Raw genomic sequence first — 16,517 nt, 5'->3', positions numbered from 1 at the left:
AATAATTTTTTCTACAGGCGAATCTCTTTTTCTTTACGTAAACGAATTAATTAAAATTTATACATTAAAAATTATGTAGGATTCATATTTGTTTTTTCCAAAGTTCGCTTTGTTATATATACAAAAAAGTACAAGCTTTAGATATAAGCTTGTACTTTTTTGATTATAGCAACACTGATTTCCGATATGAATTCTATCGTAATTATTACAATTACGTCAAAGAATTGTCATTTTCATTTGGGAAAATAACCCAAGGTTTAAATGTTTTAGCCTCTTCAAATTCTAATGTGGCGTAAGAAATGATAATGATAATATCATCTTTTTGGACTTTTCTTGCTGCGGGTCCATTAAGCGTTATGGTGCCTGAATTTCTTTCGCCTTTAATAGCGTAGGTTTCAAAACGCTCTCCATTATTGATGTTAACAATGGAGACTTTTTCGCCTTCAATAATGTTAGAAGCGTCTAGTAGTGATTCGTCAATGGTAATGCTTCCGATATAATTTAAATCGGCGCCTGTTACTTTTACTCGGTGAATTTTTGATTTTAATACTTGAATTTGCATGCTACAAAAGTAAATTAATTTAATGAAATGGTGTCAATCAAACGAATATTGTTGACTAATACGGCAATAAAAGCACGGTATTTTTTATTTTTATTTTTCAGTGTACATTCTGAGAGCGTTTCCTCATCAGCAATTACGAAATATTCCAATGTAAAGTTGGGGTTATTCTCAAATTCTTTTTGGACCCATTCTGAAATTGTCAAAGGACTATCAGATGTGAATTTTTCTTTTACTTGGGTGAGGATTTTATAGATAATTGCTGCTTCATCTCTTTCTAATGCTGATAAACGTTCGTTTCTGGAACTCATTGCAAGCTGGTTGGATTCTCTGAAAATGGGACAGCCAATTATAGTTACTTTCAACTTGTTCTTTGCCACCATTTTTTTGACAATCTGTAATTGCTGAAAATCTTTTTCACCAAAATAGGCTCTTGTAGGTTCAATAATTTCAAAAAGACGTTTTACTATAGTGCCAACTCCGTCAAAATGGCCTGGCCTGAATTTTCCTTCCATCTGATTTTCAAGTCCATCAAAATTGAAAGATTGAGATTGTGGTGTACCATCATAAATGTCTTCAACAGTTGGAGCATATAAAATGATCTTTGGGTTTAAAGCAGTAAGTTTTTCTACATCTTCGGCTAATGTCCTTGGGTATTTTGCCAAATCTTCAGGATTGTTGAATTGAGTTGGATTTACAAAAATACTCACAGCAGTATATTCGTTTTCCGAAAGAGATTTTTGCATTAAAGCCAAATGTCCTTGATGTAAAGCACCCATAGTTGGAACAAATCCAATGGTGGAATTTGAAGTTTTGATCGATTTCAAATACTCTCTCAAAGCCGCTTTTCCATAGAAAATATTCATGGTGGTATTGTTTAAATTAGATGCAAACTTAATATTTTAGTTAATAACTGCATAAATTTTTGTAATTTTGCTTGGTTTTTATTGCCAATAAATTAAGTAAATTACAATATGAAAGATAAGAGGATATTATATGTATCATCTGAAGTGGTGCCTTATCTCGCTGAAAATGAGGTCTCTTTAATGTCTTATGACGTGCCAAAAATGATTAATGATCAAGGTGGACAGATAAGAATTTTTATGCCAAGGTATGGAAATATTAACGAGAGAAGACACCAGTTGCACGAGGTAATTAGGCTTTCTGGGATGAATTTGGTGGTAAATGATTTAGATATGCCTTTGATAATAAAAGTAGCGTCGATTCCTAAAGAAAGGATTCAGGTTTACTTTATTGACAATGAAGAATATTTTAAAAGAAAAGCTACATTCGCGGATGAAGAGGGTGTTATGTATCCAGATAATGATGAAAGAGCTATCTTTTTTGCAAAAGGAGTTGTAGAAACTGTAAAAAAATTGAATTGGGTTCCTGATATTATTCATGTTCACGGTTGGATGGCGGCTATGTTGCCTATTTACATGAAACATTTTTATAAAAATGAAGCCTTATTCTCAGAAACTAAAATTGTTACCTCTGTTTACAGTCAGTCTTTCGAAGGGACTCTGGATGTCGAAATGATTAATAAAGTTAAATTTGACGGCGTGCCGGATGAAGCAATTGTAGACCTGGCTATTCCAGATTACGAAAATATCATCAGAACAACGGTAATGCATTCTGACGCGGTTATTATTGCTTCAGAAAACCTATCTCCAAGTTTAACAAAATTTATAGAGTCTTCGGGTAAACCTTTTTTACCTTTCACCCCAAAAGATAGATTCGCTGAGGCGTACACTAATTTCTATAAAAACGAGGTTCTGTAAATTAAACTTTTATTTTAAATATGCACAATAATTTTTTTTTAAAAAGCACACTGGTCTTAGCCTGTATTGTTCTTCTTTGTTCATGTGACAAAGAATTTAATGGCATTGGAGATGAATTAATTGGTGAAAATCATTTTGATTTTAATAAATATACTTCAAACGTAATTGCCTATAATCAGAAGATTGGACCTATTCAGTCCAATGGTCTTGAAGTAAATGCATTGGGATTACTGGATGATCCCGCCTTTGGAACTACGACTGCGAATTTTGCGACACAATTAGTGTTGTCAAGTGTTAACCCAACTATTGGAGCAAATGCCGAAATTGAAAGTGTAGTGTTGACCATCCCGTATTTTAGTACTTTGAAATCAACAGACACTGATGGGAATAATGTATATGAATTAGATTCTATTTATGGGTCAAGTGATGCTAAAATCAAACTTAGTGTTTATGAATCCGGTTATTTTATGAGAGATTTGGATCCGGTAGGTGGATTTCAACAAGCTCAAAATTATTTTACCGATCAGAATAGTGATTTTAACAATCGTAAAGTTGGAAATCGTTTAAATGATGCTGCTGATGCCGTTCAAAACGATGCCTTCTTCTTTGATAAAGCGGAATATGTTGAATCAACAACCGATGCGGATGGCAAGGTTACAAAGACACGAAAGGTTCCTGGAATGCGTCTGAATTTGAATAAAACTTTTTTCAAAACAAAAATTATTGATGCTGTTGCCTCCGGTAAATTAGCAACCAACGATGTTTTTAAAGATTATTTCAGAGGGTTGTATTTTAAAGTAGAAAAGTCAGGGAGCAGTCCAAGTAATCTAGCAGTATTGAATTTTGCATCTGGACAAATTACTATTAAATACAAAGAAGATTTATCTACTACGACCACAGGAGTTACCACTGTTAGCCGAGTAGACAAATCTATAGTACTTAATATGTCAGGTAATACAGTCAGTTTGCTGGATCAAAGTAATGTAAATGCGGCTTATACAAATGCTACAAATAGTCCAAATGTAACATTAGGAGATGAAAAATTGTATTTAAAAGGTGGTGAAGGTTCAATGGTAATACTTGATCTTTTCAGTACTGCAGGCGAATTAGAAACAATTAGAAATAATGGTTGGTTGATTAATGAGGCTAATTTGGTTTTTCATGTTGATGCCAGTGCAATGGCAGGAAGTTACGAGCCTAATAGAATCTATTTGTATGATTTAAATAATAACCGACCTGTTGTAGATTATTTTAATGATCAAACTACAAGTTTAGACGCGAAAAAATCAAAATTAATATTTGATGGAGTTTTAAACAAAGCCGCTGTTGCCAATGGCAGAGGTTTGACTTATAAAGTTAGAATTACAAATCAAGTACGGAATCTGATAAGAAATGCTGATTCAACTAATGTAAAATTAGGAGTTGTTGTTACTGAAGATATAAATAAAATGACTTCGTATAAATTAAAAACCGCAAACGATTTTACTTCTCAAGCGCCAAAAGCATCAGTCATGAATCCATTAGGAACTATTTTGTTTGGTACTAATATTCCTATTGGTTCAGCTAATTATGACAAAAGATTGAAATTAGAAATTTATTATACAAAACCTAATTAAGGCAAAACTATGTGTGGAATCGTTGGATATATCGGTTATAGAGAAGCTTATCCTATAGTAATTAAAGGATTAAAAAGACTTGAATATAGAGGTTATGATAGTGCGGGTGTCATGTTATTTGACGGTGAAAATCTAAAACTTTGTAAGACTAAGGGGAAAGTTTCAGACCTTGAGCTTAGAGCCTCTGAAGAAATTACAACAAACGGAACAATTGGAATAGGTCATACACGTTGGGCTACTCATGGTGTTCCTAATGATGTGAATTCTCATCCACATCTTTCAAATTCAGGGGATTTAGCAATAATTCATAATGGAATTATTGAAAATTATGCCCCGTTGAAAGCGGAGTTGATAAAAAGAGGATATATTTTTCATTCTGATACAGACACTGAGGTACTGGTAAATCTTATTGAAGAAGTTCAGAAAAAAGATAATTTAAAGCTTGGAAAAGCAGTGCAGGTAGCTTTAAACCAGGTTGTTGGGGCTTATGCTATTGCTGTTTTTGATAAAAAGACACCAAATGAAATTGTAGCGGCTCGTTTAGGAAGCCCATTAGCAATAGGTGTTGGAGAAGGAGAATATTTTATTGCTTCAGATGCTTCGCCATTTATTGAATATACTTCAAATGCTATTTATCTGGAAGATGGTGAAATGGCAAATATTAGATTGCATAAAGCAATGAAGGTTAGAAAGATTAAAGATGATACTTTAGTTGATCCTTATATTCAAGAGCTTAAAATGAATCTGGAGCAAATTGAAAAAGGTGGATATGATCATTTCATGCTAAAAGAAATTTACGAACAGCCGGATGTTATCAAAGACACTTATCGTGGAAGGCTTCATGCCAATGAGGGTATCATTCAGATGGCAGGTGTGGAAGATAATCTGGAAAAATTCTTAAATGCTGACAGAATAATAATTGTAGCTTGTGGTACGTCATGGCATGCAGGTTTAGTAGCAGAATATATATTTGAAGAGTTTGCTCGAATCCCAGTTGAAGTAGAGTACGCATCAGAATTTAGATATAGAAATCCGATAATAAACAGTAAGGATATTGTCATTGCAATATCACAATCAGGTGAAACAGCTGATACGATGGCCGCAATAAAATTGGCCAAAGAAAATGGAGCCTTTGTGTTTGGTGTTTGTAATGTAGTGGGTTCTTCCATTTCCAGAGAAACTCATGCAGGAGCATATACTCACGCGGGACCTGAAATTGGTGTGGCTTCTACAAAAGCGTTTACTACTCAAATCACTGTTCTGACAATGATTGCTTTGCGTTTAGCGAAAGCGAAAGGCACAATGTCTGTGTCAGACTTTCACATGTATTTACAAGAGTTAGAAATAATTCCTGAAAAAGTGAAAGAGGCTTTAGAGACAAACCAAAGAGCAAAAGAAATTGCTTCGGTATTCAAAGATGCTCCTAATTGTTTGTATCTAGGAAGAGGTTATAATTTTCCAGTAGCACTTGAGGGGGCTTTAAAACTTAAAGAGATCTCCTATATTCATGCTGAAGGTTATCCTGCAGCGGAAATGAAACACGGTCCTATTGCATTGATTGATGAACATATGCCTGTAGTGGTTATTGCCCCAAAACAAGGTCATTATGATAAAATTGTAAGTAACATTCAGGAAATCAAATCGAGAAGTGGAAAAATTATTGCAGTTGTCACTAAAGGTGATACTCAAGTCCGTGAATTAGCAGATTATGTGATTGAAATTCCGGAAACTTCAGATGCTTTATCTCCATTGATAACTACTATTCCATTACAGTTGTTGTCTTATCATATTGCTGTTATGCGCGGTTGTAATGTTGATCAACCTCGTAATTTGGCAAAATCAGTTACCGTAGAATAAATTTAGTTTATTGTCTAGTTTTCTGTTAAAGAGATTTATACGAAGTCATATTGTTTAATAATCAGCCTCGAGAGTTTTCTTTCGAGGCTTTTTTAGTTTGTAAACAAGCCCTCGCTCTTGTAAAAAGCCTAAAAAAAGAATAAATTTCGCCGTTTACATCACTTTTATCAAATATCTAAAAATTAATAATTATTTTAAGATATATGTATTTTTTATATGCATGCATAATGATATCCATTTTTTAGACTCTATTTTTTAACATAAATAAATGAAATATAAAATATGCAATAAGTGTAAAAGAGGCAAATTAAATGATAAATATGAAATTTTTTCTGTGATTTTTTATTGATATCAAAAATATTTGTACTTTGGCGTCATTAACTAATAAAAATCAACCAAATGAGAATGTATTTACTTTTTATGACATTGTTTTTTTGCGGCATATCTTTCGCTCAAAATACAATTTCAGGTTCAGTTACAGACCGTAACAATCAACCGGTTCCGGGTGCCAATATTAAGATTGTTGGCGAAAACTCTGGAACAACTACCGATTTTGATGGTTCTTTTACCTTGCAATCATCAAGAAAGCCGCCTTACGTGATAGAAGTCACGAGTGTTGGGTTTGAATCTCAAAAAGTAAGTGTTTCGTCCAGTACTCAAAAAGTTCTTGTGCAACTTGAGGGGGAAGAAAATAAACTGGATGAAATAGTGGTTTCTGCCTCGAGAACACCTGAAAGGGTTTTGGAGTCTCCCGTGACTATTGAAAGAATGGGAATAGTTGAAATTAAGAAAACAGCTTCTCCTTCTTTTTATGATGGATTAGAAAACATGAAAGAAGTACAAATGAATACTTCAAGTATGTCTTTCAAATCGATTAATACGCGTGGATTTGCAACAGTTGCAAATACTCGTTTTATGCAATTAGTTGATGGTATGGATAACTCCTCGCCATTGTTGAACTTTGTGCTTGGAAATTTAATTGGGGTGTCTGAAATAGATGTTCAAAGTGTAGAATTATTACCAGGAGCTTCTTCAGCATTATATGGCGCAAATGCTTTCAATGGAATTTTGTTTATGACTAGTAAGAGTCCGTTTACTAGCCAAGGAATAAGAGCTTACGCAAAATTTGGGCAAACCACTCAAAAGGCGGCAGGTACAAATGATTATTTAGATTATGGAGTTCGTATGGCTAAAGCGTTCAACAAGTATATAGCAGGTAAAGCTAATTTTGCTTACATGAGAGGTACAGAATGGCATGCTGTTAATTATGATGATAAAACTGTAGCAGGTCGAGATAGAACTCATTATGGGTATGATGGTATCAATGTTTATGGTGACGAAGTGTCAACAGTTATTCCTGCACCTACTTTACCTAGTGATAAAGTTTCAAGAACAGGGTACAATGAGGTGGATTTAACTGATAATAAAGTTTCAAACACAAAAATTGACTTGTCATTGCATGTTCGTCCTTTCGGTGACGAAAGATTAGAAGTTATTTGGCAAAGTAAATTTGGTTACGGTAATACTGTATACCAAGGAGCTAACCGTTACTATTTGAATAACTTTTTCATGCAACAGCATAAAATTGAATTCAAAGGGAAAAATTTCTTTTTGAGAGGATATACTACTACTGAGGATGGTGGGCAATCTTATGACATGTTGTTTACAGGTATCAATATAAATCGTAAATGGAAGTCAGATCAACAATGGTTTACAGAATATGGAACTACATTTGCTCAATCAACATTGGGTGGTATGTTGCCAGCAGATGCGCACAGAGCGGCTAGAGCAAGAGCAGATCAAGGAAGGTTCTTGCCAGGAACTCCTGAGTTTAAAAATGCTTTTAACCAAGTTACAAACGAAGCGAGTGTGTTAACAGGTTCTAAATTAGTTGACAATTCGAGAATTTATCACTCAGATGTAAATTATAATTTTAAAGATTTAATCAAATTTGCTGAAATTCAAGTTGGAGGTTCCTACAGACAATATGAGTTAAATTCATTTGGTCGTATTTACACAGATGCTAATGGGCCTATCAAGTACGATGAATACGGAGCATACACGCAAGTGATGAAAAAAATGATGGACGATCGTTTGAAATTTACAGGATCTATTCGTTATGATAAAGCGCAAAATTTTGATGGGAATATTTCTCCAAGGGTTTCGCTTGTTTATTCAGGCGGTCAAAATAAGAACCATAATTTTAGAGGTTCTTTCCAAACTGGTTTTAGAAACCCAACTACACAGGATCAATACATAGGTTTCAATGTCGGTAGTGCTATCTTATTAGGATCAGCACCAGACAACCTAACTCGATTTGTAGAAACTTTACCAATAAATGGTGCAGTAGGTCAAGCTTTTGCTGGTGGAAGTACGGTAACAATTAATGGAACAAATGCTTATAATAATTCGTATACAGCGTCTTCAGTAGCGGCTTTTGCGGCGGCAGCTAATCCAGTATTGCTAAGAAAAACAAATGCAGGATTAGTGAAGCCTGAGGAAGTGAAAGCTTTTGAACTTGGATACCGTTCGTTTATCAATAAAACCTCTATTGATATTAACGGATACTATAATATTTACAACAACTTTATCGGTAATCTTAATGTTGTTGCTCCGCTTTATGGAACAGCTACAGACGAAGGTGGTTTAGCAACGGCTGGAGGGCAACAATCGGTTCATGCTTTGCAAAATGGTAATACAAGAGTTTTTCAATTGTACACAAATACACCACTTGAAATTGAATCTATCGGTTTTGGTATAGGATTGTCTAGAAAAGTATACAAAGATTTTGAAATAGGAGCTAACTATAATTACGCTGAATTTAAATTTGATCAATCTAAAGATCCTAGTTTTGAGGCTGGTTTTAATACGCCAAAACACCGTGTAAAAGCATCTATTGGTAACGAAAAATTGTTCCCTAATTTTGGATTTAATGTGAGTGGTAGATGGAACAGTGAGTATTTGTGGCAGTCTTCTTTTGCTGATGGTACCATTGAGGCGGCAACAGTTATAGATGCACAATTAAATTATAACTTCCCTTCTTTGAAATCAACTTTAAAAATAGGTGCTTCAAATATTGGAGGTAAAGAATATGGTCAAGTATTAGGAGCTGGTCTAATTGGTCAACAATATTTTGCATCATGGACAATCAACCCGTAATACTTTATTAAAACTAAAATCAAAGAACAATGATAAAAAATTTCAAATGGCTACTATTTGCTTCATTGGCATTTGTAGCGTGTAATAATGAAGATGAAGTAATAGCTGACGCTAACTCATCTGATGGGCAGCCTTTAACTGCGGGATTGGCAGTAGTAACAAAATATGTAGCATTAGGAGATTCTTATGCCGCGGGTTTTAGTGATAATGCCTTGTTTATTGAAGGTCAAAAAGGTTCATATGCTAATATTATAGGACAACAATTTGCATTAACGGGTGGAGGAGAATTTAAAACGCCTTTAATGGCTGACAATGTTGGTGGTTTATTATTTGGTGGAAATGTGATTTTAAACCAGCGCTTATTTTTTAATGGTGTTGCGCCTGCTCCAGTTACAGGAAGACCATCAACAGAAGTTACTACAAAACTAGCAGGTCCATTCAGTAATCTAGGTGTGCCAGGTGCAAAAAGTTACCATTTAGTTGCGCAGGGTTATGGAAATGTGGCTGGAGTAGCTACAGGTCAGGCGAATCCGTATTTTGCGAGATTTGCAACATCGGCGACAACATCTGTAGTAGCTGATGCTGTTGCTCAAGATCCTACTTTTTTCTCTTTATGGATAGGTGGAAATGATGTATTAGGTTATGCTACTTCAGGAGGTTCGGGTAGAAACCAAACGGGTAATATGAATGCTGCGACTTATGCAAGTAATGATATTACAGATCCTGCGGTGTTTGCTGGTGCTTATAACAGCATCGTTGATGCAATGACAGCCAAAGGTGCTAAAGGTGTTGTAGCGAATTTACCTTATGTAACTGCTTTGCCATATTTTACAACTGTTCCATTTAATCCATTGACTGCATCAGTTTTAGGTCGTGGAAATGTTGCTGTAGGGACAGCTACTATACAAGGTTTGAATGCGCAGTTATACGGTCCTTTGAAGCAAGCTTTAACGGCATTTGGTGCGGGATCGAGAATAGAATTATTGTCTACTACTGCTGCAAACCCATTATTAATTCTTGATGAGAGTTTGCCTAATCTTTCTGCGCAATTAACTGCTGCGTTTACCCCTACATTAGGAGCTCCAACGGCAGCTTTTTATGGTCAAGTTTTTGGTCAAGCAAGACAAGCTACAAAAGAAGATCTTGTAGTGCTTACTGCTCAAACTGTTATTGCATCTGCACCTGCAGGAGTTCCTGCGCCATTGAATGTTTTTGGTGTAACATATCCAATGCAAGATGTACATGTATTGACTAAAGCTGAAGTGGCTGAAGTGAAAGTTGCTACAGATGCTTACAATGCTACTATAAAATCTGTTGCGGATGCAAAAGGTTTGGCATTTGTTGAATTGAAAGGGGTAACTGATCAGTTAGCAAATGGAGGTATAATCTACAATAACTACAAAGTTACTTCTGCGTTTGTAACTGGTGGAATGTTCTCTTTAGATGGAGTGCATCCAAGTCCAAGAGGGTATGCTATCATAGCTAATTTGTTTACTGGTGCTATTAATGCAAAGTTTGGAGCTAATTTCAAAAATAAAGATGTAAGCTTGTATCGAATACTGTATCCAGCAACTTTATAAGATTTAAAAGTAAATAATAACGAATAACCATCTGCTTATGCAGATGGTTATTTTTTTGAGGATATTGTTGTTACTGGATTGTTTTAAAGCCTTTTCTTCGATAGGAAGTAAAAATATCCATTTTTTATAAAAAATAATTGATTTTATATTTTAAAAAATTATCTTTGCACACTGAAAAAAGCATTTAATCGATACGTTTCGATTGGTATTATTTCATAAACCTAAATAGCTATTTAATAAATACATAAGTAATGTCGAAAGTAATAGGAAAAGTTGCCCAGATCATTGGACCAGTAGTTGATGTAGTTTTCAACGGTAAGGATGTTGAACTTCCAAAAATTTATGATTCATTAGAAATCACAAAAAAAGATGGTACTTTATTAGTGCTAGAAGTACAATCTCACATTGGTGAAAACACAGTACGTACCATTTCGATGGACTCAACAGATGGTTTGAGTAGAGGTTATGAAGTAGTTGGAACAGGGAATCCTATTCAAATGCCAATCGGTGCTGATGTTTACGGTCGTTTATTCAACGTAATTGGAGATGCCATTGATGGTTTAGGAAACTTGCCAAAAACAGGTGAAAACGGTATGTCTATTCACAGACAAGCGCCAAAATTCGAAGACCTTTCAACTTCATCTGAAGTTTTATTCACAGGTATCAAAGTAATTGATTTAATTGAGCCTTACTCAAAAGGGGGTAAAATTGGATTGTTCGGTGGTGCAGGTGTTGGTAAAACTGTATTAATTCAAGAGTTGATTAATAATATCGCAAAAGGTCACGGTGGACTTTCAGTATTCGCAGGAGTAGGAGAAAGAACACGTGAAGGGAATGACTTACTTCGTGAGATGTTAGAGTCAGGAATTATAAAATACGGGGATGAATTCATGCACTCTATGGAAAATGGAGGATGGGATTTATCTAAAGTAGATATGCCAGGAATGAGAGAGTCTAAAGCTACTTTCGTTTTCGGTCAAATGAATGAGCCTCCGGGAGCTCGTGCTCGTGTAGCACTTTCTGGATTGTCTATCGCTGAATATTTCCGTGATGGAGCAGGAACTGATCAAGGGAAAGATGTATTGTTCTTCGTGGATAACATCTTCCGTTTTACACAAGCAGGTTCTGAGGTTTCGGCACTTTTAGGTCGTATGCCATCTGCGGTGGGTTACCAACCAACATTGGCTACTGAAATGGGTGCTATGCAAGAGCGTATTACTTCAACAAATAAAGGTTCTATTACATCTGTACAAGCAGTTTATGTACCTGCGGATGATTTAACTGATCCAGCTCCGGCGACTACATTTGCTCACCTTGATGCTACTACTGTATTGTCTCGTAAAATTGCTGAGTTAGGTATTTATCCTGCAGTGGATCCATTGGATTCAACTTCAAGAATTCTTACTCCTCAAATCTTAGGTGATGAGCATTATGACTGTGCACAAAGAGTGAAAGAAATTTTACAGAAATACAAACAATTACAAGACATTATCGCAATCCTTGGTATGGAAGAATTATCTGAAGAAGATAAATTATCTGTTTCAAGAGCACGTCGTGTGCAACGTTTCTTATCTCAACCTTTCCACGTAGCTGAACAATTTACAGGGTTAAAAGGAGTTTTAGTTGATATCAAAGATACGATCAAAGGATTTAACATGATTATTGACGGTGAATTAGATCACTTGCCAGAATCAGCGTTTAACCTTAAAGGTACTATTGAAGAAGCAATCGAAGCTGGAGAAAAAATGTTAGCGGAAGCTTAAAATAAGTTTAAAAGTTTAAAGTTTAAGGTTCACTCGTAACTTTAAACTTTTAAACTTTAAACTTTAAACTAAAAAGAAATATGTTATTAGAAATAGTTTCACCAGAAGCAAAATTGTTTTCAGCAGAAGTAACTTCGGTAACACTGCCAGGAGTTGATGGAAGCTTTCAGATTTTGAATAACCACGCGCCAATTGTTTCTATTTTAGAAAAAGGTGTAATAAAAATTACAGCATCAAACTTTACTTTTGCAAAAGAAGTAGCAAGTAAATTCACGAAGCTGGATGCTCAAAATTATACACTTGCTATCAATTCAGGAACAATTGAAATGAAAGACAATAAAGTTATTGTTTTAGTTGACTAAGATGATTTCCGATATATAAATGAAAGCCTCGCAATTTGTGAGGCTTTTTTTTTGGAGCTATTTCCAGCTGTCCACTATATCTTTAGTAAAATTTCCAGCCAAAGGCTTTAAGTTTTACAAAAGGATGCCGTTTTCATCTGGGCTAAAATACAGAGAACAAGAAATCATTCGTCTTTTGTAAACTCCATAATATCTCCGGGTTGGCATTCTAGTATTTCGCAGATCAATTCTAAAGTTGAAAACCGAATCGCTTTTGCTTTTCCTGTTTTTAATATAGAAAGGTTTGCAGTGGTAATTCCCATTCGTTCCGCTAATTCATTGGAACGCATCTTTCGCTTGGCGAGCATTATGTCTAAGTTGATTATAATAGCCATATTTAAATCGTTAATTCGTTTTCTTCTTTCATCGTTTTAGCAATTTTAAAAACTTCACTCAAAACCATAAAAAACAATCCAAGAGAAATAAGATATAGGAAAGGATTTGCTCTAATCTCTATTTTTATTTCACCTTGTGCTACTTTATAAAAGAAAGCAGGAAGACCAGACAAAAATCCAGAAATTATCAATAAGTTTCCAATTCTTTTAAAATGAAAAATTATTTGGTCATCAAAAATTATTTTTAACTTAAATAACTGGAGTAATTTTTTAAAAAGATATAAACCATACATAACTACGATATATGATAATGTTGTAAAAAATAAAACAATTTTAGCATTGAGGTCTAAAACAGTAATTTCGACCCCATTCATCTTTATTGGAATATCAAACGGCTCATTTGAACTTGTTAAATATCCTATAAATAATAATAAAAACGGAATAGTGATTAAAGCCAAAATCCAAACAAAATCAATAATTGCTTTCAATAAATTTAATTTTCTCATATTATTTAGATTGTTAAATTGTTTTCCGTCTCGATGATATTTCCTTTTTTAATAACATCAGAAAAAGCTAATAGCCCAAAGCCAATTGCTAATAATAATAAATACATAATTATATCAGATAGTATTTGATCTTCTGGCGATTGATTCACACCAAGCAGTCTAATTATAATTCCAGAAACACTTAATAATAATAAAAGATAGCCACTTCTGTTAAATCGTTCTGAGCTTTTGAAATTAAAAAAACCTTCTTTAATAAATCCTTGTAACCCTTTTTGTATGTTAAAAAGTGCGAGTATTAAAATAGCAATACGCACTAACATTACATAAGGACTAAAAATTCCAAAAATTGAATTCTTGTACATTAAAGTTATGACTTCGCTAGACATGTTGTACCGTAAACATTCGTCTATTGGAATAGCTAAGATCAATAATCCTATAAATATTTTTAAAACCCAATTTAAAATAATAATTTTTCTCATACTTTTTTCTTGTAAATATATAAAAATTATTGATAAACAATAATAAAACAACTAAAAACAATAATTATTTTTAATTTTAATGTAAATCTGTCTAATCTGTTTAATCCGTGGGCCATTATTTAACCCATTTTTTTCCTAACTTTGTTTTTATGACGTTCCCAAAAAATCTCACTGCCAAACTTGAAATCCGCATGCAAAACAATGCGCTTCGGAAATTATCTTTTCGTAATAATTTAATTGATTTTTCTTCGAATGATTATTTGGGATTGTCTCAGTCAGAAAATATTTTTGACGAAACGCACCAATTTATTTTAGACAGAAATTATAAAAAAAACGGGGCAACCGGTTCCCGATTATTATCTGGAAATCATAAATTGTATCAAGAAACAGAAGACTTTATCGCTAAGTTCCATCAATCAGAAGCGGCATTGATTTTTAATTCGGGTTACGATGCTAATGTTGGTTTTTTTAGTGCAGTTCCACAAAAAGGCGATTTGATTTTATACGACGAATTGTGTCATGCTTCCATTCGGGACGGAGTTCAACTGTCGAATGCCAAAGCCTATAAATTCAACCACAATGATCCTGAAGATTTAGAAAAGTTGATTTTAAGGAATCCAAACACCATTATTTATATTGTCACTGAATCTGTTTTTTCGATGGATGGTGATTGTCCAAATCTAGAAGAATTGGTTTCGGTTTCAAGTAAACACAATTGTTATCTTGTTGTTGATGAAGCGCATGCTTTGGGAGTTTTTGGTTCTTCAGGAGAAGGATTCGTTCAAATGCTGGGGTTGCAAGATCACGTTTTTGCCCGAATTATGACTTTCGGGAAAGGCTTGGGTTGTCATGGAGCCGCGATTTTAGGTTCGGTTGAATTGAAGGATTATTTGGTGAATTTTGCCCGAAGTTTTATTTATACCACAGGGCTTTCGCCACATTCCGTTGCTACGATTTTGATTGCTTACCAGCATTTAAAAAAAGATTCTGCTTCAATTTTAAAATTAAGAGAAAATATTGTTTTTTTTAATCAGCAGAAAAATCTGTTGAGTTTAAAGTCTCTTTTTGTCCGAAGCAAATCAGCCATACAATCTGCTATTATTCCTGGAAATGAAAAGGTTAAATCCATAGCCAATCAATTGCAAGAAAAAGGATTTGATGTTAAAGCGATACTGTCTCCAACTGTCCCAGAAGGCCAGGAAAGACTGCGTTTTTGTTTGCACAGTTATAATTCGCAAGAGGAAATTTCGGCTGTCATGCATTGTATTTACTCACTTCTTTAAATAAATTAATTTTTTTTGTAACGTTTTGCTTATTTAATTACTTACGAATGGTAATCAAATAAATAAAACCATTATGAAAACAGAAACCACAAAAAAATTTAGCGAGAGAAATGATTTCGGACCTGTTATGATCTTTATCAGTTCAATTGGACTTGGCTACGCTATAGTAAACCAATATGTTTATGACAAACCAAATTTGGATATGCTATTGATGATGTCTTGCTTCTTTTTGGCAGGTGTATTTTCTGTTTTAAGAACAAAATATAGTAAATAATTCTAACGAGTTTCAATCATCTAAATCAATCAAAAATCAAATTATTATGAAAAAATTATTTAAATCAATTGCAGTAGTAGCAGTATTGTTAATTTCCAGCGGAGTTTTTGCACAAGCAAAAAAAGCTACATCAGTAAATTCAAATGATAAATCTCTTTTATGGGAAATTTCAGGAAATGGATTGTCGAAATCTTCGTATTTATATGGCACGATTCACATGATTTGTGGGAATGATTATTTTCTATCTGATAAAGCCAAGAAAGCTTTTACTGCTTCTGATAATTTAGTTTTAGAGGTTAATTTATCAGACCCAAAGGAATTGAGCGCTGCCCAACAACTGGCCTATGGAAAAGATCCATTAAGTAAAACATTGAGCCCAGAACAATTGAATGACCTTGATGCTTTATTACAAAAGCGAACTGGAATGACAGTCAAACAAGTTGACAAGTTTAGTTTAATGACAGTAATGAGTTTAATTACGATGAAATCTTTTGGGTGCGCTGATATTAAAAGCTATGAAATGGAATTTATTGCAATGGCTAAAGAATCTGATAAAAGTGTTACTGGATTTGAAACACTTCAATCACAAATGGATTTCTTAAGCAAAGGTTATTCTGATGTGGAGATGATTACAATGTTACAGGAATCCAATGACGATACTACAAAAAAGATGGTTCAAAATTACATTCAAGAAAACCTTCCGGAATTATATAAAGATATTACGGCTCCAAAAGTGATGAATGAAAATGCCAGAAAATGGTTGTTAGATGTCAGAAATGAAAACTGGGCTGTAAAAATGCCAGATATGATGAAAGATAAAAGCACTTTTTTTGCAGTAGGAGCCGCTCATTTATTAGATGAACAAGGAGTGATCAATTTATTGAGAAAAAAAGGGTATATCGTTAAACCTATTCTGAACTAATA

General features: G+C 34.1%; 15 protein-coding genes. 10 read left to right on the top strand and 5 right to left on the bottom strand.

What is annotated here, in order from left to right; genetic code table 11:
• Positions 1-211: 211 nt before the first annotated feature.
• Together panD and panC are read right to left on the bottom strand one after the other, a co-directional pair.
• Entirely contained in the window at positions 212-562 is a 351-nt protein-coding gene (gene panD, locus BC952_RS01450; protein WP_121363942.1) for an aspartate 1-decarboxylase, read from the bottom strand.
• 14 nt (positions 563-576) lie between these two features.
• Positions 577-1,425: a pantoate--beta-alanine ligase gene (panC, locus tag BC952_RS01445; RefSeq protein WP_121363941.1), complete on the bottom strand. Its 849-nt coding sequence runs from the start codon at positions 1,423-1,425 to the stop codon at positions 577-579.
• A 108-nt stretch (positions 1,426-1,533) separates the two neighbouring features.
• Here panC and BC952_RS01440 point away from each other — a divergent pair, with 108 nt between their 5' ends.
• The 7 genes from BC952_RS01440 (at position 1,534) to BC952_RS01410 (ending at position 12,677) form a co-directional block, all read left to right on the top strand.
• On the top strand, positions 1,534-2,340 hold the full coding sequence (locus BC952_RS01440; RefSeq protein WP_091172376.1) for a glycogen/starch synthase: 807 nt from the start codon (positions 1,534-1,536) through the stop codon (positions 2,338-2,340).
• Between the two features lie 20 nt (positions 2,341-2,360).
• Positions 2,361-3,956, top strand: a complete 1,596-nt coding sequence (bamH, locus tag BC952_RS01435; protein WP_121363940.1) for a BamH family beta-barrel-assembly machinery protein — start codon at positions 2,361-2,363, stop codon at positions 3,954-3,956.
• 9 nt (positions 3,957-3,965) lie between these two features.
• Positions 3,966-5,813, top strand: a complete 1,848-nt coding sequence (glmS, locus tag BC952_RS01430) for a glutamine--fructose-6-phosphate transaminase (isomerizing) (protein ID WP_121363939.1) — start codon at positions 3,966-3,968, stop codon at positions 5,811-5,813.
• Between the two features lie 399 nt (positions 5,814-6,212).
• On the top strand, positions 6,213-8,972 hold the full coding sequence (locus BC952_RS01425; RefSeq protein WP_121363938.1) for a TonB-dependent receptor domain-containing protein: 2,760 nt from the start codon (positions 6,213-6,215) through the stop codon (positions 8,970-8,972).
• Positions 8,973-9,001: 29 nt separating this feature from the next.
• Positions 9,002-10,552, top strand: a complete 1,551-nt coding sequence (locus tag BC952_RS01420) for an SGNH/GDSL hydrolase family protein (protein WP_121363937.1) — start codon at positions 9,002-9,004, stop codon at positions 10,550-10,552.
• A 251-nt stretch (positions 10,553-10,803) separates the two neighbouring features.
• Positions 10,804-12,315: a F0F1 ATP synthase subunit beta gene (gene atpD, locus BC952_RS01415; RefSeq protein WP_073352327.1), complete on the top strand. Its 1,512-nt coding sequence runs from the start codon at positions 10,804-10,806 to the stop codon at positions 12,313-12,315.
• 80 nt (positions 12,316-12,395) lie between these two features.
• Positions 12,396-12,677 carry a FoF1 ATP synthase subunit delta/epsilon gene (locus BC952_RS01410; RefSeq protein ID WP_121363936.1) on the top strand — a complete coding sequence of 94 codons (282 nt, stop codon included), beginning with the start codon at positions 12,396-12,398 and terminating at the stop codon, positions 12,675-12,677.
• A gap of 164 nt (positions 12,678-12,841) precedes the next feature.
• Here BC952_RS01410 and BC952_RS01405 read toward each other — a convergent pair whose 3' ends face one another.
• From BC952_RS01405 to BC952_RS01395, 3 genes are read right to left on the bottom strand one after another with little or no spacing between them, the layout of a single operon-like run.
• The gene (locus BC952_RS01405; RefSeq protein ID WP_121363935.1) at positions 12,842-13,051 is read right to left on the bottom strand and encodes a helix-turn-helix domain-containing protein; all 210 of its coding nucleotides are present in this window, start codon (positions 13,049-13,051) and stop codon (positions 12,842-12,844) included.
• Between the two features lie 2 nt (positions 13,052-13,053).
• On the bottom strand, positions 13,054-13,557 hold the full coding sequence (locus tag BC952_RS01400) for a DUF2975 domain-containing protein (RefSeq protein WP_121363934.1): 504 nt from the start codon (positions 13,555-13,557) through the stop codon (positions 13,054-13,056).
• A gap of 5 nt (positions 13,558-13,562) precedes the next feature.
• On the bottom strand, positions 13,563-14,036 hold the full coding sequence (locus BC952_RS01395; RefSeq protein ID WP_121363933.1) for a hypothetical protein: 474 nt from the start codon (positions 14,034-14,036) through the stop codon (positions 13,563-13,565).
• Between the two features lie 149 nt (positions 14,037-14,185).
• Here BC952_RS01395 and BC952_RS01390 point away from each other — a divergent pair, with 149 nt between their 5' ends.
• From BC952_RS01390 to BC952_RS01380, 3 genes are all read left to right on the top strand, one after another.
• The gene (locus BC952_RS01390; RefSeq protein WP_121363932.1) at positions 14,186-15,319 is read left to right on the top strand and encodes an aminotransferase class I/II-fold pyridoxal phosphate-dependent enzyme; all 1,134 of its coding nucleotides are present in this window, start codon (positions 14,186-14,188) and stop codon (positions 15,317-15,319) included.
• A gap of 73 nt (positions 15,320-15,392) precedes the next feature.
• Entirely contained in the window at positions 15,393-15,593 is a 201-nt protein-coding gene (locus BC952_RS01385) for a hypothetical protein (RefSeq protein WP_121363931.1), read from the top strand.
• Positions 15,594-15,639: 46 nt separating this feature from the next.
• Positions 15,640-16,515 (top strand): TraB/GumN family protein, encoded by an 876-nt coding sequence (locus BC952_RS01380; protein ID WP_121363930.1) that lies wholly within the window; start codon positions 15,640-15,642, stop codon positions 16,513-16,515.
• The last annotated feature ends 2 nt before the right edge of the window (positions 16,516-16,517 follow it).

Source organism: Flavobacterium limicola, assembly GCF_003634755.1.
Classification (GTDB): domain Bacteria; phylum Bacteroidota; class Bacteroidia; order Flavobacteriales; family Flavobacteriaceae; genus Flavobacterium; species Flavobacterium limicola.
Note: the sequence above shows the minus strand (reverse complement) of the source record. Positions and strands in the feature narration are given on the sequence as shown.

Excerpts from the sequence above, each read along its gene's own strand:
- panD (WP_121363942.1), bottom strand. The coding sequence starts at position 562 with ATGCAAATTCAAGTATTAAAATCAAAAATTCACCGAGTAAAAGTAACA.
- panC (WP_121363941.1), bottom strand. The coding sequence starts at position 1,425 with ATGAATATTTTCTATGGAAAAGCGGCTTTGAGAGAGTATTTGAAATCG.
- BC952_RS01440 (WP_091172376.1), top strand. The coding sequence starts at position 1,534 with ATGAAAGATAAGAGGATATTATATGTATCATCTGAAGTGGTGCCTTAT.
- bamH (WP_121363940.1), top strand. The coding sequence starts at position 2,361 with ATGCACAATAATTTTTTTTTAAAAAGCACACTGGTCTTAGCCTGTATT.
- glmS (WP_121363939.1), top strand. The coding sequence starts at position 3,966 with ATGTGTGGAATCGTTGGATATATCGGTTATAGAGAAGCTTATCCTATA.
- BC952_RS01425 (WP_121363938.1), top strand. The coding sequence starts at position 6,213 with ATGAGAATGTATTTACTTTTTATGACATTGTTTTTTTGCGGCATATCT.
- BC952_RS01420 (WP_121363937.1), top strand. The coding sequence starts at position 9,002 with ATGATAAAAAATTTCAAATGGCTACTATTTGCTTCATTGGCATTTGTA.
- atpD (WP_073352327.1), top strand. The coding sequence starts at position 10,804 with ATGTCGAAAGTAATAGGAAAAGTTGCCCAGATCATTGGACCAGTAGTT.
- BC952_RS01410 (WP_121363936.1), top strand. The coding sequence starts at position 12,396 with ATGTTATTAGAAATAGTTTCACCAGAAGCAAAATTGTTTTCAGCAGAA.
- BC952_RS01405 (WP_121363935.1), bottom strand. The coding sequence starts at position 13,051 with ATGGCTATTATAATCAACTTAGACATAATGCTCGCCAAGCGAAAGATG.
- BC952_RS01400 (WP_121363934.1), bottom strand. The coding sequence starts at position 13,557 with ATGAGAAAATTAAATTTATTGAAAGCAATTATTGATTTTGTTTGGATT.
- BC952_RS01395 (WP_121363933.1), bottom strand. The coding sequence starts at position 14,036 with ATGAGAAAAATTATTATTTTAAATTGGGTTTTAAAAATATTTATAGGA.
- BC952_RS01390 (WP_121363932.1), top strand. The coding sequence starts at position 14,186 with ATGACGTTCCCAAAAAATCTCACTGCCAAACTTGAAATCCGCATGCAA.
- BC952_RS01385 (WP_121363931.1), top strand. The coding sequence starts at position 15,393 with ATGAAAACAGAAACCACAAAAAAATTTAGCGAGAGAAATGATTTCGGA.
- BC952_RS01380 (WP_121363930.1), top strand. The coding sequence starts at position 15,640 with ATGAAAAAATTATTTAAATCAATTGCAGTAGTAGCAGTATTGTTAATT.